Origin of the sequence: Microbacterium sp. 4R-513 (assembly GCF_011046485.1) — a bacterium.
Taxonomy (GTDB): Bacteria; Actinomycetota; Actinomycetes; order Actinomycetales; family Microbacteriaceae; genus Microbacterium.
In genome coordinates, this window is the sequence record NZ_CP049256.1 from 2605076 (window position 1) to 2629607 (window position 24532).

22 protein-coding genes are annotated in these 24532 nt (G+C 70.3%); 18 read left to right on the forward strand and 4 right to left on the reverse strand.

The window, feature by feature from the left end; genetic code table 11:
- The first annotated feature begins 29 nt into the window (after nt 1-29).
- Nucleotides 30-413, forward strand: coding sequence for a cold shock domain-containing protein (locus tag G5T42_RS11475; RefSeq protein ID WP_165128640.1), 384 nt, complete (start codon nt 30-32; stop codon nt 411-413).
- Nucleotides 397-1383, forward strand: coding sequence for a DUF3027 domain-containing protein (locus tag G5T42_RS11480; RefSeq protein ID WP_165128642.1), 987 nt, complete (start codon nt 397-399; stop codon nt 1381-1383). The genes G5T42_RS11475 and G5T42_RS11480 overlap by 17 nt, the downstream gene beginning before the upstream one ends.
- Nucleotides 1384-1399: 16 nt before the next feature.
- Here G5T42_RS11480 and G5T42_RS11485 read toward each other — a convergent pair whose 3' ends face one another.
- Nucleotides 1400-1981, reverse strand: a complete 582-nt coding sequence (locus tag G5T42_RS11485) for a TetR/AcrR family transcriptional regulator (protein ID WP_241245790.1) — start codon at nt 1979-1981, stop codon at nt 1400-1402.
- 162 nt (nt 1982-2143) lie between these two features.
- Between G5T42_RS11485 and G5T42_RS11490 the strand changes: the two genes are divergently transcribed.
- The 7 genes from G5T42_RS11490 to G5T42_RS17740 all read left to right on the forward strand — a co-directional run bounded on the left by G5T42_RS11490 (nt 2144) and on the right by G5T42_RS17740 (nt 10788).
- Nucleotides 2144-4684, forward strand: coding sequence for a glycoside hydrolase family 3 C-terminal domain-containing protein (locus G5T42_RS11490; RefSeq protein WP_165128644.1), 2541 nt, complete (start codon nt 2144-2146; stop codon nt 4682-4684).
- Nucleotides 4685-4727: 43 nt separating this feature from the next.
- A complete protein-coding gene (locus G5T42_RS11495) occupies nt 4728-6395 on the forward strand; it encodes an ABC transporter substrate-binding protein (RefSeq protein ID WP_165128646.1) in 1668 nt (555 codons plus the stop codon).
- 123 nt (nt 6396-6518) lie between these two features.
- Complete coding sequence (locus G5T42_RS11500; protein ID WP_165128648.1) at nt 6519-7667, forward strand: ABC transporter ATP-binding protein; 1149 nt, start codon at nt 6519-6521, stop codon at nt 7665-7667.
- Nucleotides 7664-8641: an ABC transporter permease gene (locus G5T42_RS11505; RefSeq protein WP_165128650.1), complete on the forward strand. Its 978-nt coding sequence runs from the start codon at nt 7664-7666 to the stop codon at nt 8639-8641. Before G5T42_RS11500 ends, G5T42_RS11505 begins: the two co-directional genes overlap by 4 nt.
- Nucleotides 8642-8644: 3 nt before the next feature.
- Nucleotides 8645-9691 (forward strand): ABC transporter permease, encoded by a 1047-nt coding sequence (locus G5T42_RS11510; protein WP_241245791.1) that lies wholly within the window; start codon nt 8645-8647, stop codon nt 9689-9691.
- Nucleotides 9692-9907: 216 nt separating this feature from the next.
- Complete coding sequence (locus tag G5T42_RS17735) at nt 9908-10555, forward strand: ABC transporter ATP-binding protein (RefSeq protein ID WP_241246069.1); 648 nt, start codon at nt 9908-9910, stop codon at nt 10553-10555.
- 26 nt (nt 10556-10581) lie between these two features.
- A complete protein-coding gene (locus G5T42_RS17740; RefSeq protein ID WP_241246070.1) occupies nt 10582-10788 on the forward strand; it encodes a hypothetical protein in 207 nt (68 codons plus the stop codon).
- A 148-nt stretch (nt 10789-10936) separates the two neighbouring features.
- On the opposite strand, the gene serC is transcribed toward G5T42_RS17740, so the two are convergent.
- Nucleotides 10937-12052 (reverse strand): phosphoserine transaminase, encoded by a 1116-nt coding sequence (gene serC / locus G5T42_RS11520; RefSeq protein ID WP_165128652.1) that lies wholly within the window; start codon nt 12050-12052, stop codon nt 10937-10939.
- A 109-nt stretch (nt 12053-12161) separates the two neighbouring features.
- Here serC and G5T42_RS11525 point away from each other — a divergent pair, with 109 nt between their 5' ends.
- The 3 genes from G5T42_RS11525 (at nt 12162) to G5T42_RS11535 (ending at nt 14890) form a co-directional block, all read left to right on the forward strand.
- Complete coding sequence (locus G5T42_RS11525; protein ID WP_165128654.1) at nt 12162-12863, forward strand: metal-dependent transcriptional regulator; 702 nt, start codon at nt 12162-12164, stop codon at nt 12861-12863.
- 358 nt (nt 12864-13221) lie between these two features.
- The gene (locus G5T42_RS11530; protein WP_347103812.1) at nt 13222-14043 is read left to right on the forward strand and encodes a M23 family metallopeptidase; all 822 of its coding nucleotides are present in this window, start codon (nt 13222-13224) and stop codon (nt 14041-14043) included.
- Nucleotides 14044-14392: 349 nt separating this feature from the next.
- Complete coding sequence (locus G5T42_RS11535; RefSeq protein ID WP_165128658.1) at nt 14393-14890, forward strand: HNH endonuclease; 498 nt, start codon at nt 14393-14395, stop codon at nt 14888-14890.
- Between the two features lie 6 nt (nt 14891-14896).
- Here the strand turns inward: G5T42_RS11535 and G5T42_RS11540 are convergent, their stop codons facing one another.
- Complete coding sequence (locus tag G5T42_RS11540) at nt 14897-15394, reverse strand: MarR family transcriptional regulator (RefSeq protein ID WP_165128660.1); 498 nt, start codon at nt 15392-15394, stop codon at nt 14897-14899.
- Nucleotides 15395-15440: 46 nt separating this feature from the next.
- On the opposite strand from G5T42_RS11540, the gene G5T42_RS11545 reads away from it, so the two are divergent.
- From G5T42_RS11545 to G5T42_RS11570, 6 genes are all read left to right on the forward strand, one after another.
- Entirely contained in the window at nt 15441-16352 is a 912-nt protein-coding gene (locus G5T42_RS11545; RefSeq protein WP_165128662.1) for an EamA family transporter, read from the forward strand.
- Nucleotides 16353-16409: 57 nt separating this feature from the next.
- Nucleotides 16410-16973 (forward strand): cysteine hydrolase family protein, encoded by a 564-nt coding sequence (locus tag G5T42_RS11550; RefSeq protein WP_165128664.1) that lies wholly within the window; start codon nt 16410-16412, stop codon nt 16971-16973.
- 95 nt (nt 16974-17068) lie between these two features.
- Nucleotides 17069-17896 (forward strand): hypothetical protein, encoded by an 828-nt coding sequence (locus tag G5T42_RS11555; RefSeq protein ID WP_241245792.1) that lies wholly within the window; start codon nt 17069-17071, stop codon nt 17894-17896.
- Nucleotide 17897: 1 nt separating this feature from the next.
- Nucleotides 17898-19460, forward strand: coding sequence for a DNA polymerase Y family protein (locus tag G5T42_RS11560; protein WP_165128666.1), 1563 nt, complete (start codon nt 17898-17900; stop codon nt 19458-19460).
- A 132-nt stretch (nt 19461-19592) separates the two neighbouring features.
- Nucleotides 19593-23102: an error-prone DNA polymerase gene (locus tag G5T42_RS11565; RefSeq protein ID WP_165130212.1), complete on the forward strand. Its 3510-nt coding sequence runs from the start codon at nt 19593-19595 to the stop codon at nt 23100-23102.
- A gap of 23 nt (nt 23103-23125) precedes the next feature.
- Nucleotides 23126-23683: a heme-binding protein gene (locus G5T42_RS11570; protein WP_165128668.1), complete on the forward strand. Its 558-nt coding sequence runs from the start codon at nt 23126-23128 to the stop codon at nt 23681-23683.
- 73 nt (nt 23684-23756) lie between these two features.
- Here G5T42_RS11570 and G5T42_RS11575 read toward each other — a convergent pair whose 3' ends face one another.
- The gene (locus G5T42_RS11575; protein ID WP_165128670.1) at nt 23757-24512 is read right to left on the reverse strand and encodes an alpha/beta hydrolase; all 756 of its coding nucleotides are present in this window, start codon (nt 24510-24512) and stop codon (nt 23757-23759) included.
- Nucleotides 24513-24532 lie beyond the last annotated feature (20 nt).

Below are 24532 nucleotides of genomic sequence, written 5' to 3' on the forward strand. Positions count from 1 at the left end.
AGCGGGCTTTTCCACAGTGAGGTTCTCCCATGCCCACCGGCAAGGTCAGGTTCTACGACGAGGAGAAGGGGTTCGGCTTCATCACCAGCGATGACGGCCAGGACGTCTTCCTGCACGCCACTGCCCTTCCCGCCGGCACCCCGGCTCCCAAGACGGGTGCACGGCTCGAGTTCGGCATCGCCGACGGCAAGCGCGGGCCGCAGGCGCTCTCGGTGCGCGTCCTCGAAGCGCCGGTGAGCCTCGCCAAGCGCGCGCGCAAGCCCGCCGACGACATGGCGATCATCGTCGAGGACCTCGTGAAGCTCCTCGACGGGATCGGCGGCGACCTCCGTCGCGGCCGCTACCCCAGCGGCGCCCACGCCAAGAAGGTCGCCGCCGTGCTCCGCAAGGTCGCGGATGAGCTCGACGCCTGACCCCGAGGTGACCTCCCCGGGCGAGTCCGACGACCACGCGCTGTTCGACATCCCCGCCGACGACCCGACCGAGCCCGGTCAGGATTCGTCGACGGATGCCGAGGCCGCCGCTGCTGAGACGGACGAAGCCGAAGAGACCGCCGAGCCCGAGTCGGCGGTGTCCGAGTCGGACCAGTCCGAGTCGGTCGCTCCCGTCGAGCCCGATGCCCGGCTCTTCGAGGCACACGACCTCGCGCTCGCCGCACTGCGCGAGATCACGCCCGAGACCACGATCGGCCCGCCGGCGGGCTACACCGTCGAAGACGGAGGCGTCGTCTCGCTGCGCTTCGAGAACCGCCTCGCCGGGTACCCCGGCTGGTTCTGGACGGTCAGCGTCGCTGTCGTCGACGGATCCGAGCCCACGGTGCTCGAGACCGAGCTCGTCCCGGGCGACGGCGCGCTCCTCGCCCCGGACTGGGTGCCGTGGGCCGAGCGGCTCGCCGAGTATCACGCCGCGCAGGCAGCGCTCGCCGAAGCCGGGCGTGACGAGGATGCCGAGGCGGACCTCGAGGACGTCGAAGATCTGGATGCCTCGGACTTCGACGACGACGGGTCGTCGATCCTGCACGCGGGCGACGTGGACGGCGTCGACATCGACGAGCTGGCGGATGCGGACCTGAACGGCGAAGAGCCCGACGACGACGACTCGGACGACGACGATTCTGACGAGGACGCCGACGACGAGGATGACTCGGATGACGAGGACGACGACTTCGACGAGGAGGACGAGTTCGCGGAGTCCGACGACGAGGAGGACGACCTCGGCGGGACCTTCGACGACTCCGACGACGACTCCGACGACGACCTCGACGACGACTCCGACGGCGACCTCGACGACGACTCCGATGGCGACCTCGACGACGACTCGGACGAGGACCAGGACGACGGCTTGGATGATGAGGACGACCGCCGCGGGTTCGACGCCGGCTGACTGAGCGCTTCCGCCCTCAGTCGGTGGCGCGAGGGAACGACGGGGCGGGCTGTCCCGTCCGGAGGCGGTCGACGAGCTCGTCCATGACCTTCTCGACGATGCGCGGCATGTCCACCGCGCCGGGGTCGAGGAGCCACTGCACCTGCAGGCCGTCCATCAGCGCGATGAGGGCCGTGGCGTCGTCGCGCACCTCGGGCTCCGAGGCATCCCGACCCGTCACCTCGGCGAGCACCCCCGCGATCTTGTCGCGCAGCCCCGTGAAGCGGTTGCGGAAGTAGTCCTGCGCCGGATGCCCGGCGGTGACCGACTCGGCGGCCAGCACGGCGTATGTCTGGACCACGCCGGGTCGGTCGGTGTTCTCGGTGACGGTGTCGAGCATGTGGCCGAGGAACGCCGGACCCTCGGTCTGCGCTCGGCCGGGGATGCCCGCAGCCTCCTCGCCGTCCCGGTACTGGAGCATCGCGACGAGGAGCCCCTCCTTGCTGCCGAAGTGGTGCAGCACGCCGGCGTGGGTCATGCCCGCCTGCTCGGCGACCTCGACGAGCGCGCCCTTGTTGTAGCCGCGCTGGCCGAAGACGCTCATCGCCGCGCGGAGCACGGCTTCGCGTCGCTCGAGCGTCCGCGCCTGCGGTTTCGGCGTTCTCGCAGCGCCCGGTTCGGGGGAGCGGGCGTGCTCGTTTCGGCCGTCATGGTTCTCCTCCGCGCCGTTACGCAACCGTTACTCAGAGTAACTTACTGACCTGTAAGTAAGTATGCAACGATGGCGTGGCACCTCGAGGTGGAGGTGCGTGAATGGAGTATAGGCGTGACCACGACGGCCACCCCGACCGCGTCGGAGACCACCAGCGCGGCAGCGGCGCAGATCCGGACGGCTCTTGACGAGCTGTCGCTGGAAGAGAAAGTGCGGCTGCTGACCGGCGCGAGCACCTGGAGCCTCCACGCGATCCAGCGCATCGGGCTGGACCCCGTAACTGTCTCGGACGGACCCATCGGCGTGCGCGGAACCTCCGACGACGGAGGTCCCTCCGTGCAGCTTCCCGCACCGTCGGGAACTGCGGCGACGTGGGACGTCGACCTGCTCGCCCGGCTCGGCACGCTCATCGCGGGCGAGGCCCGGCGCAAGGGCGTCGACGTCGTTCTCGCCCCCGTCGTCAATCTGCAGCGCACGCCGGCGGGCGGCCGCCACTTCGAGTGCCTCGCCGAAGACCCGCACCTCACGGCCGAGCTCGCAGCATCCTTCGTCTCCGCCCTGCAGGCGTCCGGGGTGGGGGCGTCCGTCAAGCACTTCGTCGGCAACGAGCAGGAGACCGAGCGCACGAGCTACGTCTCGCGGATCGACGAGCGCACGCTTCGCGAGGTCTACCTGGCACCGTTCGAGGCACTCGTCGAGGCCGGCGTCTGGTCGGTGATGGCGGCGTACAACGGCGTCTCGCTCGGCGGGGTCGAGCAGACCGCGACGGCGCACGGGCCCCTCCTGAACGACCTGCTCAAGGGCGAGTGGGGCTTCGACGGGGTCGTCGTGAGCGACTGGCTTGCGACGAAGGACACGGTGTCGTCGGCGACCGGTGGGCTCGACCTCGTCATGCCCGGTCCGGGCGGCCCGTGGGACGACGCCCTGGTCGCAGCGGTCGAGCGCGGAGACGTTCCGGAGGCGGTCATCGACGACAAGGTCGCGCGCATCCTGCGGCTCGCCCACCGTGTCGGCGCCTTCGGCTCCGATCCCGTGGAGGTCGCAACCCCCGAGCCCGACGACGAGACCGTCCGCAGCCTCGTTCGCGAGGCGACGGCGCGCTCGATCGTGGTGCTCGGCAACGACGGCCTGCTGCCCCTCGCGCCCGGCTCCCTCCGCAAGGTGGCGCTCGTCGGCGCCAACGCCGTGGAGCCCTTCGTGCAGGGCGGGGGCAGCGCCTTCGTGCAGCCGCCCCACGTCGTGTCGCCTCTCGAGGGACTCCGCCGTGCGCTGCCCGGCGCTGACATCACCCTGGTCCGCGGCGGCATCACCGAGCGCCGCGCCCCGCTGCTCCCGGCAAGCCTGGTGCGAACGCCGCGCGGCGCGGCGGGGATCCTCGTCGAATTCCTCGACAGCGCAGACCGCGTCCGCGAGGAGCGTGTCATGACCGATCCCGGCGCGCTGTGGTTCCCCATCGACGACCCCGCGGTCGTCCGCGTGCGCTTCACGACCGCGATCGCTCTGCGCGGCGATGGACGGCACGTCGTCGAGGTCGGCCCGGTGGGAGCGCATGAGCTCGCCGTCGACGGTGCGACGGTCTCGACGTCGGAGCACCGCGTCGGCTCCGAGGTCGTGCTCGACTCCTCCTACTCCGACCCCGCCACCATCGAGACTCCGGTCGACGTGCACGGCGAGGGGCACCTCCACGTGTCGCTCACCGTGCAGGTCATCGACGCCGACGCCTATGGGCGATTCGTCCGAGTGCACCTCCGTCATCGCGCGCCCGGTGCGTCGATCGATGAAGAGCTCGCCCAGGCGGAGGATGCCGCGGCCGCCGCCGACGTCGCGATCGTCGTCGTCGGCACCAACCCCGAGACGGAGTCCGAGGGTTGGGACCGTCCGAGCCTCGCGCTGCCGGGCCGGCAGGACGAGCTCGTCCGCCGCGTGCTCGCTGCCAACCCGCGAACCGTCGTCGTCGTCAACGCCGGTGCCCCCGTCATCCTCCCGTGGCTCGACGAGGTGCCCGCCGTGCTGTGGTGGTGGCTCCCGGGCCAGGAGGCGGGCGATGCGCTCGCGGATGCCCTCGTCGGCGCCACCGAGCCTTCGGGCCGCCTGCCCTGGACCCTCCCCGCCGCCGAGGCGGATGTCCCCGTGCCCGACGGCCTGCCGACCGACGGCTACGTGGACTATGCCGAGCGCCTCGACGTCGGGCACCGCGGCTGGGATCGCCTCGGCCGCACGCCCGCTCGCGAGTTCGGGTTCGGCCTGGGGTATGCGCAGTGGCGCTACGACGCGCTGGAGGTCGAGGCATCCGTCGACGAGTCGGCCCCCGCGCTCGCGCGCGTCGAACTGACGAACACCAGCGGACGCGACGGGCGCGAGGTCGTTCAGATCTACCTCTCCGCCGACGCCAGCGACCCCGTCCGCCCCGTGCGGTGGCTGGCGGGATTCGCGGTGGTCGACGTCGCAGCCGGCACGTCGGCGACCGTCGAGATCCCCCTGCGACGTCGCCGCTTCGAGACCTGGTCCACCGAGACGGGGTCCTGGACCCTTCCGGCTGGCGAGTACACCGTCCACGCCGGCCGATCCAGCCGCGACCTGCCGTTGACGGCGACCCACGTCATCCCCTGACTCAACCCACCCCCTCACCCTGAGAAATGCAAGGAGGCAACTCATGAAGTTCCGTCGGATCGCCCCGCTCGTCGCGGGGGCCGCCGTGGCAGCGCTGCTGGTCAGTGGCTGCGCGGCCGGCGGCGGTACCAGTGCGACGGGCGGCGACGGCGCCGTCCTGACGGTCGGCATGCCCAACGGCACGCAGACCGACAACCAGTCGCCGTTCGCGACGGGCTCGTCGGCCCTGTCGCTCGGCTACGCATACGTCATCTACGAGCCGCTCATGATGGTCAACAAGGCCAAGCCCTCGGACGACCCGAAGCCCTGGCTCGCCGAGAAGATCGAGTGGAACGACGACTACACGCAGGCGGTCATCACCCCCCGCTCGGGCGTGAAGTGGTCGGACGGCGAGGACTTCACCGCGGAGGATGTCGCGTTCTCCATCCAGCTGCGCAAGGACAACGAGGCGATCAACACCGCCGCGCTGCCCTACGGCGACATCACGACCGACGGCTCGACCGTCACCGTGACGTTCGACGCACCGCAGTTCGTCAACCAGGCGAAGCTGTACGACCTCCTGATCGTGCCGGAGCACATCTGGAAGGACGTCAAGGACCCCGCGACCGACCCGAACAAGAAGCCCGTCGGCACGGGTCCGTACACCCTCGAGTCGTGGACCCCGCAGGCGGCCACCGTCGTCGTCAACCCCGACTACTGGGGCGGCAAGCCCGCCGTTCCCGAGATCCGATACTCGTCGTACAACGACAACAACGCCCTGACCACGGCCCTCACGACCGGTGAGGCGCAGTGGGGCTGGACGTTCATCGCGGACTACGAGAACGTCTACATCAAGAAGGATCCCGAGAACTACCACCAGTTCGCGGCGGCCGGTCTCGGCATCGACGCGCTGTTCGTCAACAACGAGACCAAGCCGTTCAACGACAGGGCCTTCCGCCAGGCGCTCAACATGGTGCTCGACCGCGAGCAGCTCGTGGACGTCGCCACGAGCGGCGTCAACCCGGCGCTCACGAACGTCACGGGCCTGCCGCTCCCGGCGGGCGAGGCCTACCTCTCGTCCGAGTACCAGGGGCAGGACTACAAGGTCGATGTCGACGGGGCGAAGCAGCTCCTCACCGACGCGGGCTACACGTACGACGGTGACAAGCTCCTCGACCCCGATGGTGCGCCGGTGACGTTCACGCTCACCAACCCCGCCGGGTGGAACGACTACCTGACCGCGCTCGACATCATCAAGACGGCCGCCGCCTCGATCGGCGCGACCGCCGACGTGCAGCCCGCGAACGTCGACGGCTGGTTCGCCGACATCATCCCTCCGGGTGACTTCCAGGCCACGCTCCACTGGACCGACGGCGGCTCGACGCCCTACGACATGTACTCCGACATGTTCAACGGCGCCTACTACCAGCCGCTCGGCGAGGCGGCGAACTGGAACTTCGGCCGCTTCAAGAACGACGAGGCGACGGCCGCGTTCGAGACGTATGCGTCGACGTCGGACGACACGGCGCGCACGACGGCGATGGACACCATCCAGCGCGTCTTCGTCGAAGAGGTGCCGGCGCTCGCGATCTGGTCGCGTCCGTCGACGGCGCAGTACTCGACGAAGAACTACGCCGGGTTCCCGTCCGAGGACGACCCGTACAACTCGGCCCAGCCCACCGGACAGCAGGCAGCCGAGATCGTCATGAAGCTCAAGCCCACGGGCGACTGACGACGTGACGACGATGCGCGGCGACGGGACCCCGACCCGTCGCCGCGCATCCCTCGCTGCATCCGCTGGATCGCGGGCCCCTCGACGGCCCGCCGCACGAACGAATCGACACTGGGAAACGACATGACGCAGACCGACCCTCCTGCAGGCGGAGGCGAGGCATCCCTCGACTCTCCTCGACCCGCCGTCGCGCCCGTGCTGCAGGCCGTCGATCTGACGAAGCACTTCAAGGCCCGCGGCGCGGGGCGCGGCAAAGTGGTGCACGCCGTCGACGGCGTGACGATCGAACTGCGCCGGGGGCGCGTGCTGGCTCTTGTGGGGGAGTCCGGTTCGGGCAAGTCCACGATCGCGCGGCTCCTCGCCCAGCTCATGCCGGCGACGAGCGGGCAGATCCTCCTTGACGGGAAGGATGCCACGGCCCGGGGCGGCCGCGCCTTCCGGCGTTACGTCCGCCGCGTGCAGATGATCTTCCAAGACCCGTTCGGGTCGCTCAACCCCGTCCACACGGTGCGGTACGTCCTCACCCGCAGCATCCGCATCCACAAAGGCCACCTGCGGGGCAGGGCGCTCGAAGACGCACTGCACGACCTGCTGCGGCGCGTCCAGCTGACGCCGCCCGAGCGGTACGTCGACTCCTATCCCCACGAGCTGTCGGGCGGACAGCGCCAGCGCGTCGCGATCGCCCGCGCGCTCGCCGCCGACCCCGACGTGCTCCTCGCCGACGAGCCGATCTCGATGCTCGACGTGTCGATCCGGCTCGGCATCCTGAATCTCCTGCGCGATCTGCGTGATCGCCTGAACATCGGCATCCTGTACATCACCCACGACATCGCGTCAGCCCGCTACTTCGCCGACCGCACGAGCGTCATGTACGCGGGACGCATCGTCGAGACCGGTGACTCCGAGTCTGTGACGCAGGACCCGAAGCACCCCTACACGCAGCTGCTCATCGCATCGGCACCTGACCCCGATGACCTCGAGGCGCGGGCGCATGGTGCGCGCGGTGAGGCGCCGAGCCTCGTCGATCCGCCTCCGGGATGCCGCTTCCACCCCCGCTGTCCGTTCGCGACGGAGCTCTGCAAGACGGAGGTGCCGCCGCTCCTCGCTGTCGGCGGGGGGCGCGAGGCGGCGTGCTGGGGCTACTCCGACCGACCCGACAAGCCGATCGTGACGAGCGTGCTCGAGCAGTACGGCGAGCGCCCCAGCGACGAGGTCCTGATCGCCGAGTCTGCAGACCCGACGTCGATCCATACCGAGGAGGTGGCGTCGTGAGATTCGTGCTGCGCCGCGGCGTCTTCTATCTCTTCACCGCGTGGGCGGCGATCACGATCAACTTCATCATCCCCCGCCTCATGCCCGGGGACCCCGTCAAAGCCATCATGGCTCAGATGCAGGGACGCATCCCGGCCGAGGCCGAGCAGTCACTGCGCGTGCTCCTGGGCCTCGACGAGAACCTGAGCCTGTGGGACCAGTACGTCATCTACTGGAGGCTGCTCTTCCAGGGCGACCTCGGCGTCTCGTTCAAGTTCCTCACGCCCGTCGCCGACATCGTCGCCCAGACCCTGCCCTGGACCATCGGGCTCGTGGGCATCGCGACGATCATCGCGTTCGTCGTCGGCACGCTGGTCGGCGTGGGCATCGGGTGGCGCCGGGGCACGTGGGCCGACTCGCTCGTGCCGATCTCGACCTTCTTCTCGTCGGTGCCGTACTTCTGGCTCGCCCTCATCGCGATCTGGGTGTTCTCGGTGACGCTCGGCTGGTTCCCGTCGAACGGCTCCTACGACCGCTCGCTCATCCCCACCTTCAGCTTCGAGTTCATCGGATCGGTCATCTGGTACGGCTTCCTTCCCGCGATGACGATCATCGTCGCGTCGATCGCGGGCTGGATCCTCGGCATGCGCAACATGATGGTGACGGTCTCGTCCGACGACTACGTCACCGTCGCCCACGCGAAGGGTCTCTCGGGCCGGGCGGTCATGTTCGGGTACGCGGCCCGGAACGCGATCCTCCCGCAGATCTCGAGCTTCGCGCTCTCGCTGGGGTTCATCGTGGGCGGCACGCTCGTCATGGAGATGGTCTTCTCCTACCAGGGCATCGGCTACACGCTCTATCAGGCCGTCAACACGCACGACTACCCGCTCATGCAGGGCTGCTTCCTCGTGATCACGCTCGCGGTGCTCCTCGCGAACCTGCTCGCCGACGTCGTGTACGCGTTCCTCGACCCCCGCACCCGACAGGAGGGCTGACCCATGCCGATGGTGGACTGGACGCTCGACGATCAGCAGGCCGCTCCGGTCGAGGTGGAGGAGACGGATGCCGAGCCCGGCCGTCCCCGCAAGCGCAAGCGTCTCCTCTTCCTGCGCAACGGCAAGGCCGTGACGGGGCTTGTCATCCTGGGCTTCTTCGTCGTGCTCGCGATCATCGGGCCGTGGATCGCCCCCTACGACCCCAGCGCCTCGGGCCCCGACCTTCTGCAGCCGCCGTCGTGGGAGCACTGGCTCGGCACCGACCATCTCGGCCGCGACATCCTGTCGCAGATCATCGTCGGGACGCGCGGCGTGCTCGTGGTGAGCTTCGTCGCCGCCTTCGCGGCGACGCTCATCGGTGCCGTCGTCGGGATCACGGCCGGCTACCTCGGCGGCGCCGGGGACGAGACGCTGTCAGCCCTGTCGAACGTCTTCCTCGTCATCCCGCAGCTGCCGCTCATCATCATCGTCGCGGGGCAGCTGCCGACGACGGGCGGGCTCGTGGTGGCGCTCGTCATCGGCATCACGGGCTGGGCGTGGGGCGCCCGCGTGCTCCGCGCGCAGACCCTGTCGCTGCGCCGGCGTGACTTCGTCGAGGCGGCGCGGGCGAGCGGCGAGCGCACGTGGCGCCTCGTCTTCGTCGAGATCCTGCCGAACCTGACCGCGATCCTCGCCGCCGGGTTCATCGGAACCGTCACCTTCGCGATGCTCTCGCTCATCACGCTGTCGTTCATCGGCATCCTCCCCGTGAGCGAGTGGAACTGGGGCACCATCCTCTTCTGGGCGCAGAACAACCTCGCCCTGCAGCGGGGTGCGTGGTGGTGGTTCGTCCCGGCGGGGCTGTGCATCGCGCTCCTCGGCATGGCGCTCACGTTCATCAACTTCGGCATCGACGAGTTCGTCAATCCCCGGCTGCGCTCGACCGGCGCCAATGCGAAGGCGCTCAAGCGTCGAGGCGTCCGTCCCCGTGTCGGCTTCACGCCTGTCGTACGTGAGGCGCCGGCGAAGGCCCGCGAGATCGACCCGACCGCGAAGGAGGCTGCCGCGTGATCGGCACCCAGACCACTGCGCCCCTGCGAGCGCGACGCGATGGCGGCCGCGAGCCGATCCTCGAGATCGACGACCTCTCGGTCTCGTACGGCTTCGACGACGATCCCACTCAGGTGCTGCGGGGTGTCTCGCTGACGCTGCACCGCGGCGAGGTCCTGGGGCTCGCGGGGGGAGTCGGGCTGCGGCAAGTCGACACTCGCCTACGCGGCGACGCGCCTGCTCGCGCCGCCCGGACTCATCACGGGCGGCAGCGTCTGGTTCACCGACCGCGACGGGTCGCGCCGCGACATCCTCGCCCTCGACGACCAGGGGCTGCGCGAGACCCGGTGGGAGGACGTCGCGATCGTCTTCCAGGGCGCGATGAACTCGCTCAACCCCGTCGCGCGCGTCGGAAAGCAGATCGTCGACGGCATCCTCGCGCACCGCCCCGAGTGGTCGGCGGCGCGGGCGCAGGAGCGCGCGGCCGAGATGTTCGAGCTCGTGGGCATCTCGCCCGACCGGATGAGGTCGTACCCGCACCAGCTGTCGGGCGGCATGCGTCAGAGGGTCATGATCGCGATGGCGCTCGCGCTCGATCCGCAGGTGCTCATCATGGACGAGCCCACGACGGCGCTCGACGTCGTCATGCAGCGCCAGATCGTCGAGCAGATCGCCGATCTGCGCGAGCGGCTGGGCTTCTCGGTCATCTTCATCACGCACGACGTGTCGCTGCTCATCGAGATCGCGGACCGCATCGCGATCATGTACGCCGGCGAGATCGTGGAGGATGCCGCGGCCACGGACGTGTACCGGCATCCGAGGCATCCCTATTCCGACGCCCTGCTGCACTCCTTCCCGCCGCTGCGCGGGCGCGCCGCGAGCTGACCGGGATCCCGGGGTCGCCGCCGGATCTGTCTCGGCTGCCCAAGGGGTGCCCTTATGCGGCGCGCTGCGCCTTCGCGTGGGACGCGTGCCGCGCGGTCGATCCGGTGCTCACCGTGCCGCGGGTCGAAGGCGACGATCCCGCGCGCTCGGTCGCGTGCCTGCGGCACGACCCCGCGCGCGTGCGTGCCGCCGGCTTCGGGCCTCTCCCCGTGCCGGACGAGCTGGCCCGCTAGGCGTCGCCTACGGGATCGGGCTCACCCCCTGGTCTCGCTGCGCGAGGATTTTGGGGCGTGATCCGTCGGCGACACGCGAGGGTCCGCGGCGCGTCGGGGACGGAACGCGCCCCAAACCCCTCCGGGATGGGGGAGGGCAGGCGAGGCGTCAGCCCAGGCGCTCGACCGTGTAGTCGATGCAGCGGATGAGCTGGCGCACGTCGTCGGGCTCGATCGAGACGAAGGTCGCGACGCGCAGCTGATTGCGGCCCAGCTTGCGATACGGCTCGGTGTCGACGATGCCGTTCGCGCGGAGCGACTTGGCGACAGCCGCGGCATCCACCGACTCGTCGAAGTCGATCGTCACGACGACGGGGGAGCGGTCGGCCGGATCGGCCACGAAAGGCGTCGCGAAGGCGGATGCCTCGGCCCAGTCGTAGAGCGCCTGCGAGGACTCGCGTGTCCTAGCGTCAGCCCACTGCAGGCCGCCGTTGCCGAAGATCCACTCGAGCTGCGACTCGAGCAGGAGGAGCGTAGCGAGCGCGGGCGTGTTGAGCGTCTGGTTGAGACGCGAGTTGTCGAGGGCGTTCTTGAGGCTCAGGAACTCGGGGATGTACCGTCCCGACGCCGCGATGCGCTCGATGCGCTCGATCGCGGCGGGCGAGACGGCCGCGAACCAGAGCCCGCCGTCGGAGCCGAGGTTCTTCTGCGGCGCGAAGTAGTAGACGTCGGCCTGCGCGACCGAGAAGTCGATGCCACCGGCGGCGCTCGTCGCGTCGATCACGGTGAGGGCTCCGTCGTCGCCGTGCACGCGCTCGATGGGCGCCGAGACGCCCGTCGAGGTCTCGTTGTGCGGCCACGCGTACACATCCACGCCCTCGGTCACCTCGGCGGTCGTGCGGGTTCCGGCGGGTACCTCGCGCACGTCTGGCGCTTCGAGCCACGGAGCCTTCGCGGCAGCGGCGAACTTCCCGCCGAACTCGCCGAAGACGAGGTTCTGGCTGCGCTTCTCGATGAGACCGAAGGCCGCGGCATCCCAGAATGCCGTCGATCCGCCGTTGCCGAGGATGATCTCGTAGCCCTGCGGAAGCCGGAAGATCTCCGCGAGGCGGGCCCGCACGCGACCGACGAGGTCTTTCACCGGAGCCTGGCGGTGGGACGTGCCGAGGATGCCGGCGCCGGGGCCGTTCAGGAACTCGAGCTGCGCGGCTCGGACCTTCGACGGACCGCATCCGAATCGTCCGTCGGCGGGCAGGATCTCGCGAGGCAGAAGGACGTGGGCCATGGCACCGATTCTATGGTCGGGGGCCGAGGCGGCCCGGACCGTGTGACGCCCGGTGTCCAGGCCGATTGATAGGCTGGACCGGCCCACCGACCCCTCGCGAGGACCCTGGATGACCGACCTCATCGACACGACTGAGATGTATCTCCGCACGATCCTCGAGCTCGAGGAGGAGGGCATCATCCCTCTGCGTGCGCGCATCTCCGAGCGTCTCGGTCACTCCGGTCCCACCGTGTCGCAGACGGTCGGGCGCATGGAGCGCGACGGCCTGGTCGTCGTCTCCGACGACCGCAGCCTTCAGTTGACGGATGCCGGCCGCCAGAAGGCGGTCGACGTCATGCGCAAGCACCGACTGGCCGAGCGGCTCCTCTCCGACGTCATCGGCCTTGATTGGGCGTACGTCCACGAAGAGGCGTGCCGGTGGGAGCACGTCATGAGCGAGCAGGTCGAGCGTCGCCTCGTCGAGCTGCTCGGGCACCCGACCGAGTCCCCTTACGGCAACCCGATCCCGGGCCTCGACCAGCTCGGCGACGTCCCGTCGCAGAACTTCGAGCAGGGCGTCGTGGGTCTCGTGCGCCGGCTCAACGAGGCCGGGCAGCCCGTCGCCGGCACCGTCCGCCGACTCGCCGAGCCCGCGCAGGTCGACCCCGAGCTGCTGCAGCAGCTGAAGGGCGCCGGTGTCATGCCCGGGGCGAGCGGCGGGTTCCGCTACAACGAGGGCTACGTGCTCGTCGAGATGGACGGCACTGACGAGGCGCTCGAGCTGCCCGTCGAGGTCGCCGCGCACATCTTCCTCGTCGACGACCGGGTCTGAGTCCCCCTTCCGAGGGTGCGGGGCGCGGCTCTCGGGTGCGCGGGGCGCGAAGCGCTTCGGCCCCCAGGGATCTGCCAGCGTGTGAACGTGACTTATTCGTTACCTTCGGGTAGCCTCGGAGAGTCCACCAGGCGAGAAGCCCGCCGAACGGACCCCGCACGGATTGCCTCCACGGCTCGTCGTCCGCGCGGTGAAGCCCGCACCAAGTGCCCCGAACACCCAGTGCTGACGAGCCAGCGCTCCGGCGCAGAGGCGCCGGAGGACCAGTTTGGCTGAAGAGATAGATCCGCCTGCGCGCGAGGAATCGGCGCAGGAACCTCAGAGCATCACCCGTCGTTCGCGACCCCGCGGTCTTTCCGTGCGCCGCGTCAAGGCGAAGGCTCCCGCCCGGCGTTCTGCTGCGGCATCCGGTCCTCGTCGCAAGACGGGCCCCGTTCGCAGCCTCGTGATCCTCACCATGGTCGGCGGTCTCATCGCGACCGTCGCGCTGCCCGCCTATGGCGCGTGGCGCACGCCGGCCGAGGCATCCGTCACGCTTCAGCAGGTCGCCGCCGACGACGCCCAGTCGCTCGTCGTCGCCTCCGACGCCACGTCGGCCGAGCTCAGCCGCGGCAGCTACTCCGCGACGACGCCCGAAGAGATCGACAAGAAGAAGGCCGAAGAGGCCGCCGCCGAGCGCGCTCGCGCCATCGCGGCCGCTGCGGCCGCCGCCAAGAAGTCCGGCTCGAGCAGCGGCTTCAGCCGCATGAACCTCTCGATGACGGCGCCTGGCACCGGCGAGGTGCGCTGGCCCGTAACGAACTTCACGTATGCCAGCTACAACCTGTTCCGTCCGCCGAACCGGCCGAACCACGACGGGTTCGACATGGTGGCCCCCGCGGGCACGCCGATCTTCGCCGCTGCGGCGGGTGTCGTGCGCGTCTCGCAGGAGAGCTACGCGGGTTACGGCGTCGCCGTGACCATCGACTCGGTCGTCGGCGGCCAGCAGGTCTCGACCCTGTACGGCCACATGACATACGGCAGCCGCCAGGTCGTGTCGGGCCAGACGGTGTCGGCCGGCCAGGTCATCGGCGCCGTCGGCAGCACGGGCAGCTCGACGGCGAACCACCTGCACTTCGAGGTGCGGATCAACGGCTCGCTCGTCGACCCGCTCGCCTGGCTGCAGGCGAACGCAGGCTGATCAGAACCCTTTCGCATGAACGCCCGGTGGGCGGTCGAGGCATCCATTGCTCGACACGCCACCGGGCGTTCATCCGTGTGTGCCGCCCTCGTCGTCCCAGGGTGCATTAGCCTGATCCCGACGCTGAAAGAGGCGGAGGGAACTCGATGGACGCCATGCCGCGCATCCGAACCATGGATGCGCTCGGCCTGTTCGTCCTTCGGCATCGTGTGAGCGGATGCCACGGCCAGTCCGTGGCGCCGAGGCGCTGTCTGTAAGACAGCGCCTTTTTTCATACCCTTCCACCCCCTCTCATCGTCGCAAGTCGAACAATCCGCGAAGCCGTCCGGGCCGTTCGAGAGGATGAGGAATGCGCACCCTGGTGCTGAACGCAGGTTATGAGCCGCTCGCTGTCGTCTCCTTCAAGAGGGCGATCGTGCTCGTCATGAACGACAAAGCCACCGTCGTCGAACACATCGACGGTGAACCCGTCTGGGGCACGACGCAGTCGTACGATCGCCCCGCCGTCATCCTCCTGACGCGGTACGTCCGCGTGCCGGGAGGGCGCAGTGTCCCCGTGACGCGACGAGGCGTTCTGCGCCGCGACGCTCACCGGTGCGGATACTGCGGCAAGTCGGCGTCGACGATCGACCACATCCTCCCTCGCTCGCGCGGGGGCGGGGATACGTGGGAGAACCTCGTCGCGTGCTGCCTGCGCTGCAACAACGTCAAGGGCGACCGCACTCCTCAGGAGATGCGCTGGGAGCTGCGGATGACACCGCGCCCGCCGCACGGAGCGCAGTGGACTGTGCGGGGGACCGATCGCACCGACCCGCGGTGGGAGCCGTACCTGGCCCTCGCGGCCTGATGCTCCTCACTCGTCGAGAAGAGCCAGCCACCGCGTGAGGATCGGCTCGAGAGCCGCCGTGTCTTCGGGTCCGAGTGCATCGAGCAGACGGTGCTCGTTGGCGAGGTGCGCCGTGAAGGCCTCGTCGATGAGCCTCTTGCCCTCCGGGGTGAGTCGCACGAGCCGCCTGCGGGCGTCGGATGCCTCGGCCCGCCGCTCGACGAGTCCGCGAGCCTCCAGTCGGTCGACGCGCTTGGTGAGGCCCCCCGTCGTGACGAGCGTGTGGTCGGCCAGTTCGCCGGCGAGCCGCTCGTAGGGCTTCCCCGCGCGGCGCAGCGTCGCGAGCACGTCGAAGTCGCCTTCGGTGAGCCCGTACTCGGCGTAGACGGCGGTGAGGCGATCGGTGAGCAGAAGCGCGACGCGGTGCAGCCGTCCGATGACACCCTGCGGGGAGGGATCGAGGTCCGGGCGCTCGCGGCGCCACTCGTCCTGCAGGTGTGCGATGCGGTCGCCGTCGTCCGTCATCCTCCGATGCTAGCAATTATCTTCCCGGTAAGATAAAGTATCTTCCATGGAAGATAAGCGGTGGCCCTGGATCCTCGTGACAGCGATCGCGCCCGTCGCGTGGGGGAGCACTTATGTCGTGACGCGACACCTCCTTCCCGCCGATGCGCCGCTGTGGGGAGGGGTGCTGCGGGCTCTTCCCGCCGGGCTCCTCGTCCTGCTGCTCGCGCGACGGCTTCCGCGCGGGTCGTGGTGGTGGCGCTCGATCGTGCTCGGAGTGCTGAATGTGGGCGGCTTCTTCGTCCTCGTGTACATCGCCGGGCAGCGGCTGCCCTCGAGCCTCGCCGCCACCGTCATGTCCACTTCGGCCGTCTCGATAATGCTCTTCGCGTGGCTCCTCCTTCGCCGTCGGCCCCGGCTCGCGGCCCTCGTCGGTGCGGCGGTCGGGCTGGTGGGAGTCGGCATCCTTCTCGGCTTCGATCCCGCCGGCGTCGACGCCTGGGGCGTCGCGGCCTCGCTCGGCGCCATGGTCTCGTCGTCGATCGGCTTCGTCCTGACGGCGAAATGGGGTGCCGACGTGCCGGCTCTCCATATGACCGCGTGGCAGCTGCTCGCCGGCTCGATCGTGCTGCTTCCCGTCGCCATCGTCGTCGAAGGCGCACCGCCCGCGCTGACTCCGTCCTCGCTCTTCGGCTTCGCGTACGTCGCCGTCATCGGCACGGCGGTCGCGTACGTCGCATGGTTCACCGGCCTCCGTCGCCTCCCCGCCGAGACCGTCGGGATCGTGGGGCTCCTCAATCCCGTCACGGGCGTCGTGCTGGGTGTCGCGCTCGCGGGGGAGGCGTTCGGGGTGGCGCAGGTCGTCGGCGTCGCGCTCGTCCTGGCCGGGATCGCGGCGGGGGCGATCGCACCGCGGCGTCGTGGCGGTGCTGTTGCGACGGTGACCGCCGTGACGACGGGCACAACGGCAGTCGTCTGACGGCGAACGGCTGTCGAGGCATCCATCCCGGCATCCCGCCCGTGATGTGATGGGTGCATGACCCGAGCCCTCCTCGTCATCGACATGCAGCGCGGCTTCGACGACCTCGACTTCTGGGGACCGACCGCGAACCCCGACTGCGAGGCCAACGTCGCCTCCCTTCTGGCCGCGTGGTCGGCCGCGGATGAGCCGATCGTCCTCGTGCGGCACGACTCCGCATCGCCGTCGTCGCCTCTGCATCCCGACAATCCGGGCAACGCCCTCGTCGACGCCGTGGCGGCGGTGGGCCCCGCGATCCTCGTGACGAAGAGCGTCAACTCGGCGTTCTACGGCGAGCCCGATCTGCACGCCTGGCTCGGCGATCGGGGGATCGACGAGCTCGTGATCTGCGGCATCCAGACGAACATGTGCGTCGAGACGACGGCGCGCATGGCGGGCAACCTCGGCTACGACACGACTGTCGTGCTCGACGCCACGCGCACCTTCGATCTGTCGACGGACGTAGCGGGCGTCGGCGCCGTCACGCGCAGCGCCGAAGAGCTCATGGCCTCGACGGCGCTCGTGCTGCAGGGTGGCGGATTCGCGCGCATCGCGACGACGGCGGAGGTCGTCTCGGCCTGATCTGGTCCATTCCGCCATCGAACCCGATGTCGGAGGGTGGATATAAGTTCGATCCCATCATTGAACGAATAGAACGGATGTTCTATTCTGTGGAGGTGAGGGCGATCGTGCGGAACGAGGCGCTTCGGCAGGAGCAGGGCGGTGACGTGCTGCGTCTCAAGGCGCAGCTCGAGCGGGTGCAGGGACGCCGGCTCGAAGCGCCGGTCCTGCCGACGCATCCCGCCTTCGCTTCGCTGCTCCCGGGCGGGGGGTTGCGCCCGGGGGCGGCGTACTCCCTCGGCCGGTCCGCGTCGCTGCTCCTCGCGCTCATGGCGCGGCCGTCGCAAGACGGCTCGTGGTGCGCCGCCGTCGGCATGCCCGATCTCGGGGCCGAGGCCGCCGAGTCGCTCGGCGTCGACCTCGCACGACTCGTGCTCGTGCCCGATCCGGGGCCGCGCTGGCTCGCCGTGACGGCGACGATCGCCGAGATCGCGCCGGTCGTCGCCGTGCGCCCGCCCACGCGGGTCGCCGACGGGCAGGTCTCGCGTCTCGCCGCGCGGCTGCGCGACCGGGGCACGGTGCTGCTCGTGCAGGGACCGTGGCCGCAGGCCGAGGCGACGCTCGACGTGGGCGACCCGCAATGGTCGGGCGTCGGCCGTGGGCACGGCTACCTCGCCGGTCGCGAGGTGACGGTGACGTCGATGAGCAGACGGTGGCCGCGCATCAAGAGGGAACGGATGCTGCTGCCCGGCGCGAATGGCGAGGTCGCCCTGGTGTCGCCCGCGGTCGAAGCGAAGGCCCCCGTCGCACCGGTGCATGAGGCCGCCCCCGCACGGGCGCTCACCGAGGAACGGGAGTACGAAGAGCTGCAGCGGATCGAAGCCGAGGAGCGGCGCCAGGAGCGCCTGCGCATCGCGATGCGGGTGCTGGAGGCGGTGAGCTGACATGCCCCCGGACGAGACCGTGCGCAGCATGGTGCTGTGGTTCCCGGACTGGCCGGTGACGGCGCTCGCCCGCGAGGGCGCCATCGATCCGTCCGCGCCGGTCGCGGTCTTCGAGCGCAACGAGGTCGTCGCGTGCTCGGCCTCGGCCCGTGCGGACGGCGTGCGGCGGGGGCAGCGGCGGCGCGACGCGCAGGCGCGGTGTCCGCGGCTCACGGTCATCCCCGCCGATGCGATGCGCGACCACCGTGTGTTCGCGCCCGCCGTCGCGCGTATCGAAGAGCGCGCCCCGGGCGTGCAGATCGTCCGGGCGGGGCTGTGCGTGCTCAAGGCGCGCGGACCGGCCCGCTACTACGGCGGCGAGCTCGAGGCGGCGATCGTCCTTCTCGAGTCCTTGAGCGACCTCGGCATCGAGACGGCACGAGCGGGCATCGCCGACGGTCCGTTCACCGCCGAGCAGGCGGCGCGTGCCGGCACGCGCCCTGACGATCCGGTGCGCGTCGTGCCGAGCGGGGCGGCGGCGGACTTCCTCGCACCGCTCCCGGTCGCGCTGCTCGACGACGCCTCGCTGGGTGGCGGCCCCGAGTTCACGGGGCTCCTCGCGCGGCTCGGCGTGCAGACGCTGGGGGAGTTCGCCGCGCTCGAGGCCGACCGGGTGCGCGAGCGGTTCGGGGAACGAGGCATCCGTCTGCACGCACTCGCAGGTGGGCGCGACCCGCGGCTCGTCGACCCGCGCACGCCCCCGCCCGAGCTGCACCGCGAGGTCGCCTTCGAGCCGCCGCTCGAGATCGCCGACCAGGTCGCCTTCGGCATGCGCGTCGCAGCCGACGAGTTCATCGCGAAGCTCGGCGCGATCGACCTCGTCTGCACCGAGCTGCGCGTCGAGCTGACGGGCGATCGGGGCGAGCGCAGCGAGCGCGTGTGGCTGCACCCCGGCTCGTTCGATGCGCCGGCGATCGTCGACCGCGTGCGGTGGCAATTGGGCGAGGATGCCGAGGGCCTCCGCAGCGGGGTGTCGGTCGTGCGGATCTCGCCCGAGGCGGTGGACGCGGCATCCCATCACGCTCCGGCGATCTTCGGAGCAGGGCCCGAAGAGCGCGTGCACCACGCCCTCTCGCGGGTGCAGGCGATGCTCGGGCATCGCGGCGTGCTCACGCCGGTCATCGGCGGAGGGCGCTGGCTCGCCGAGCGGCAGGTGCTCGTGCCGTGGGGCGACCGGGTCGTGCTGAAGAAGGAGCGGTCGCGGCCGTGGCCCGGGAGCCTTCCCGATCCGCTGCCCGCGTCGGTGTTCGCCAAGCCTCCCGTCGTCGACGTGCTTTCGTCGATGGGCGGTCCCGTCGCGGTCGACGAGCGCGGTCGCGTTCTGGCGCACCCCGCTCAGCTGATCGAGGGCGGGCGGCGCCGGGCGATCGAGCAGTGGGCGGGGCCGTGGCCGATCAGCGAGCGGGGGTGGGATGCCGCGCGTGCGCGTCGTGCGCACCGCTTCCAGGTCGTCGACGCCGACGGTGTCGCGTGGCTGCTCGTGTGCGAAGACGGCGGCTGGACGGCGGAGGCGCGCTATGACTAGAACCTCAGCGCGCTGCCCTCGGTCCCTGAGCCGTACTTGGTCCCTGAGCTTGTCGAAGGGTCGAACTCTGACGCTTCGACAGGCTCAGCGACCGGGAGCGGGCCGAGCACCAGACCGCGGGGGGTGCGGCTGATGGGCTTCAACAACCCCTCGGTGCCGTGGTCCGAGATGGAGCGCCTGCTCAGCGACCGGCGCCGCCCCCGCAACATCCCCGCGGGCGCCGACGGCGGCGACAGCCCGGCGTGGTCGCACAAGCGCGGCAAGTATGTGGCGCCCGAGATCGAGCGTCCGACCGACGTCGTGCCGTACGCCGAGCTGCACGCGCACTCGACGTACTCGTTCCTCGACGGGGCCTCATCGCCCGAAGAGCTCGCCGAAGAGGCTGAGCGCCTCGGCCTGCATGCCCTCGCCATCACCGACCACGACGGCTTCTACGGCATCGTGCGCTTCGCCGAGGCCGCCGAGGCGCTGCAGGTGAAGACGGTCTTCGGCGCCGAGCTGTCCCTCGGTCATGAGGACCGGTCCGCGACGCCGGCGAGAAGCGGCGAGCCCGACCCGTTCGGCACGCATCTGCTCGTCCTCGCACGCGGTGAGGAGGGCTACCACCGCCTCGCCGCAGCACTGACCCACGCCCAGCTGCGGGGCGCCGAGAAGGGCCGCCCGCTGTACGACCTCGACGAGCTCTCGATGCAGGCGGACGGCCATTGGGCCGTGCTTACGGGATGCCGCAAGGGCACCGTGCGGCACGCGCTCGCCGTCGACGGTCCTTCGGGCGCCGAGCGCGAGCTCGATCGGCTCGTCGCCCTGTTCGGCAGAGACGCCGTGCACGTCGAGCTCATCGACCAGGGCAATCCGCTCGACTCCCGTGACAACGACCTGCTCGCCGCGCTCGCCGCCGACCGTGGGCTTCCGCTTCTCGCGACGAACAACGTCCACTACGCCGTCCCGCAGCGCGAGCACCTCGCCGCCGCCGTCGCCGCCGTGCGGGCGAACCGCGGGCTCGACGAGCTCGACGGCTGGCTGCCCGCGCACGCCGGCGCGCATCTGCGGTCTGGGGCCGAGATGGCCGAGCGCTTCGCGCGCTACTCCGGCGCCGTCGCCCGCACGGTGACGCTCGCCGAAGAGCTCGCCTTTCCCCTTCGCCGTGCGAAGCCCGCGCTGCCCAAGCAGAAGGTCCCCGAGGGGCACACGCCGATGACGTGGCTGCGGCACCTCGTGTGGGAGGCCGTGCCCCGCAAGTACCCGGATCTCACCGACGACCAGGCGAAGCGCATCGAGAAAGAGCTCGGCGTCATCGAGATGAAGGACTTCCCGGGCTACTTCCTGATCGTCTACGGCATCGTGCAAGAGGCGCGGCGCCGCGGCATCCTGTGCCAGGGGCGCGGCTCTGCCGCCAACAGCGCGGTGTGCTACCTGCTCGACATCACGGCCGTCGACTCGATCGCGTACGACCTGCCGTTCGAGCGCTTCCTCTCGTCGCTGCGCGATGAGGAGCCCGACATCGACGTCGACTTCGACTCGGATCGGCGCGAAGAGATCATCCAGTGGGTCTATGCGGAGTACGGCCGTGAGCGGGCGGCGCAGGTCGCGAACGTCATCCAGTACCGGCCCAAGAACGCCGTGCGCGACATGGCGAAGGCGCTCGGGCATTCGCCCGGGCAGCAGGATGCCTGGTCCAAGCAGGTCGAGAGGTGGGGCGCGACGCTCGAGAGCGGGCCGGACCACGACATCCCGGATCAGGTCATCGAGTACGCGTCCGAGCTGCTGAAAGCGCCCAGGCACCTCGGCATCCACTCCGGCGGAATGGTGCTGACCGACCGGCCCGTCGGCGAGGTCGTGCCCATCGAGCACGCGCGCATGGAGAACCGCACGGTCATCCAGTGGGACAAGGATGACGCGGCCTGGATGGGCCTCGTCAAGTTCGACCTGCTGGGGCTCGGCATGCTCGCGGCGCTGCAGTACTGCTTCGACATGATCCGCGATTCGACGGGGGAGGAGTGGGAGCTCGCGACGATCCCGAAGGAGGAGAAGGCGGTCTACGACATGCTCTGCCGCGCCGACTCGATCGGCGTCTTCCAGGTCGAGTCACGTGCGCAGATGGGACTCCTGCCGCGCCTGCAGCCCCGGCGGTTCTACGACCTCGTGGTGCAGATCGCGCTCATCCGGCCCGGGCCGATCCAGGGCGGAGCCGTGCACCCCTTCGTGCGGCGCAAGCTCGGACGCGAGCCGATCACGTATGCCCACGAGAAGCTCGCCCCCGTGCTCGAGCGGACGCTCGGCGTGCCGGTCTTCCAGGAGCAGCTCATGCAGATGGCGGTCGCCGTCGGCGAGGTGAGCGGAGAGGATGCCGACCTCCTGCGTCGTGCGATGGGCTCGAAGCGGGGGATCGAGCGCATCGACTCGCTGCGCACGAAGCTGTACGAGGGGATGGCGCGCAACGGCCTCGTCGGGCAGGAGGCCGACGACATCTACGCCAAGATCCAGGCGTTCGCGAACTTCGGCTTCGCCGAGTCGCACTCGCTGTCGTTCGGGCTGCTCGTCTACGCGAGCTCGTGGATCAAGCTGCACTACCCCGGAGCGTTCCTCGCGGGGCTGCTGCGCGCCCAGCCGATGGGGTTCTACTCGCCCGCGACGCTCGTCGCCGACGCACGTCGGCACGGCGTCGAGGTGCTCCGCCCCGACCTGCTGCTCTCCAACGCCGAGGCCACCCTCGAGCCTTTGCCGGTCCCTGAGCTTGTCGAAGGGTCGAACACCACCCCGCGGTCGTTGAGCGAGGAGCGGAGCGACGAGACGAACCGCGCCACCCCGCCGCACGACCCCTCCCACCGCCCCGCTCCCACCGGCCTCGACTCCTGCCTCGACCGCCACCAGCCTCCCGTCGGAGACTTCGACCCCTCCGAACCCGACGAGTACGCCGCCCACCGCCGCGACGGGCGCTTCGCCGTGCGGCTCGGCCTCGCCGGGGTCAAGGGCATCGGCTCGGCCGTCGCCGAGCGCATCGTCGCCGAACGCGAGGCATCCGGTCCATATCGCGACCTGCGCGACCTCGTCCGCCGCACCGGGGTGACGGCCGTGCAGCTCGAGTCGCTCGCCACCGCCGGAGCCTTCGAGTGCCTCGGCCTCACGCGCCGCGAGGCGATCTGGCTCGCCGGCTCCGCCGCGCAGGACCGCGCCGAGTACCTCCCCGACTCGCTCATCTCTGTGCAGCCGCCGCTCTTCGCCGACCCCACGAGCTACGAGCGGCTCGCCGCCGATCTGTGGGCGACCGGGGTGTCGACCGACGACCACCCCATGACGCATTACCGGTCCGCGCTCGATGCGCGCGGGGTGCTGACCTCGCACGAGCTCCGCGAGCATGAGTCGGGCAGGCGCGTCGAGGTCGCGGGACTCGTGACCCACAGGCAGAGGCCGGCCACGGCATCCGGAGTCACCTTCATCAATCTCGAAGACGAGCACGGACTCGTCAACATCGTGTGCTCCGTCGGGGTCTGGAACCGCTACCGCCGGGTCGTGCGCGACTCGCCGGCACTCATCGTGCGCGGGATGCTGGAGCGCTCGGTCGAGGGAGTGACGAACCTGCTCGCCGACAGGTTCGAAGACCTGCGCGTCGGAGTGCATCACCAGTCGCGGGACTTCCGGTGACGAACCGGGCGTAGCCTCGGAACGTGACCGAGCAGCAGCCCTACGATGTCGTGGAACAGCGGGATGGCTGGGAGCTGCGTCGCTACCCCGCGCACGTCCTGGCAGAGACCGTCGTGCGCGGTGCGTCATTCGAGGACGCCGGCAACCGGGCCTTCCGCTTGCTCGTCGGCTACATCGGCGGCGACAACGCCGGGCGCCGCTCGATCGACATGACCGCACCCGTCGTGCAGTCCCCGGAGAAGATCGCGATGACGGCGCCCGTCATCCAGGAACGCGACGGCGAGGACTTCGTCGTCGCGTTCGTGCTTCCCGCCGAGTTCACCGAGACGGATGCCCCGGCACCGACCAATCCCGAGGTGCGGCTCCGCACCGTTCCCGAGCAGCTCGTCGCAGCGCTCCGCTTCTCGGGTCGCTGGACGCGCGAGTCGTGGGACCGGCACCGCGACGAGCTGCTCGCCGGGGTCCGTGACGCCGGGCTGACGGTCGAGGGTGAGCCCCGCTTCGCCCGCTTCGACCCGCCGATCATGCCGTCGTTCCTGCGTCACAACGAGGTGCAGGTCGAGGTGCGCGGGCAGACCTGAGAGTGGACCCCTCGCGAAGGCTGGTCATCCCGTCACGACGGGCACGGAGCCCGACCGTTCAGAACCGCGCGGGTCAGGCGTCGGCGGTCGCCGTCGACGCGGTGGCCGGGGCGATGGTGGGGGTCGGGACGGTCGGGAAGGTGAGCTGCGGGGCGGTCTGCTCCAGGATGAGCCGCGCGAGCTCGTCCGCCCGCTCCATCTGTGGCCACCGTCCCGACGGCAGGTCGACCAGTGTGAGATCCGTCATGCGACGCAGCTCGCGCGTCAGATCGACCCCGACGCGAACCCAGCGCAGCACGTCGTCGACGCGGTACTCGGTCGCGACGATCGTGGTGGGAACGCTGTAGCGGCGCTCGTCGGTGAGTCGCTGCACCGAGTCGATCGCCTGCGCACCATTCTCGCTGATGCGCTGGTAACGGGCCTGAAGCACGGGGTCGGTCAGATCGCGCACGACGACATCGACCGGTTTCGTGCGCAGGTCGATCGCGCTCGCGCTGAGCACGCGGGTGCCGTCGGCGCTCGGGAAGCCGCCGACGTGGATCACACGCGCGATGCGCTCTGGCCGGCGATTGACCGCGGCGTGCACGAGGCCGCAGGCCTCGGCATGCCCCACGAGCACGACGGCGCCGTCGGCGCGGTCGATGACATCGACGATCTCGGCCACGTGATCGGCCAGCATGATGCCGCGCCGGTCCGATGTGCGCGATGCGAGTCCACGCAGAGTCAGCGGGTGCGGGCTGTGCCCCGCCGCCGCGAGGCGGTCGGCGACATCGGTCCATGTCGACCCGTCGAGCCACAGGCCGGGCACAAGGATGACGTCCAACGGCACCTCCCTCATGATCCGTTGCA

What these genes read in the sequence shown, in the direction of transcription:
- G5T42_RS11475 (WP_165128640.1), top strand. Translation starts at nt 30, where the DNA reads ATGCCCACCGGCAAGGTCAGGTTCTACGACGAGGAGAAGGGGTTCGGC.
- G5T42_RS11480 (WP_165128642.1), top strand. Translation starts at nt 397, where the DNA reads ATGAGCTCGACGCCTGACCCCGAGGTGACCTCCCCGGGCGAGTCCGAC.
- G5T42_RS11490 (WP_165128644.1), top strand. Translation starts at nt 2,144, where the DNA reads ATGGCGTGGCACCTCGAGGTGGAGGTGCGTGAATGGAGTATAGGCGTG.
- G5T42_RS11495 (WP_165128646.1), top strand. Translation starts at nt 4,728, where the DNA reads ATGAAGTTCCGTCGGATCGCCCCGCTCGTCGCGGGGGCCGCCGTGGCA.
- G5T42_RS11500 (WP_165128648.1), top strand. Translation starts at nt 6,519, where the DNA reads ATGACGCAGACCGACCCTCCTGCAGGCGGAGGCGAGGCATCCCTCGAC.
- G5T42_RS11510 (WP_241245791.1), top strand. Translation starts at nt 8,645, where the DNA reads ATGCCGATGGTGGACTGGACGCTCGACGATCAGCAGGCCGCTCCGGTC.
- serC (WP_165128652.1), bottom strand. Translation starts at nt 12,052, where the DNA reads ATGGCCCACGTCCTTCTGCCTCGCGAGATCCTGCCCGCCGACGGACGA.
- G5T42_RS11525 (WP_165128654.1), top strand. Translation starts at nt 12,162, where the DNA reads ATGACCGACCTCATCGACACGACTGAGATGTATCTCCGCACGATCCTC.
- G5T42_RS11535 (WP_165128658.1), top strand. Translation starts at nt 14,393, where the DNA reads ATGCGCACCCTGGTGCTGAACGCAGGTTATGAGCCGCTCGCTGTCGTC.
- G5T42_RS11540 (WP_165128660.1), bottom strand. Translation starts at nt 15,394, where the DNA reads ATGACGGACGACGGCGACCGCATCGCACACCTGCAGGACGAGTGGCGC.
- G5T42_RS11545 (WP_165128662.1), top strand. Translation starts at nt 15,441, where the DNA reads ATGGAAGATAAGCGGTGGCCCTGGATCCTCGTGACAGCGATCGCGCCC.
- G5T42_RS11550 (WP_165128664.1), top strand. Translation starts at nt 16,410, where the DNA reads ATGACCCGAGCCCTCCTCGTCATCGACATGCAGCGCGGCTTCGACGAC.
- G5T42_RS11560 (WP_165128666.1), top strand. Translation starts at nt 17,898, where the DNA reads ATGCCCCCGGACGAGACCGTGCGCAGCATGGTGCTGTGGTTCCCGGAC.
- G5T42_RS11565 (WP_165130212.1), top strand. Translation starts at nt 19,593, where the DNA reads ATGGGCTTCAACAACCCCTCGGTGCCGTGGTCCGAGATGGAGCGCCTG.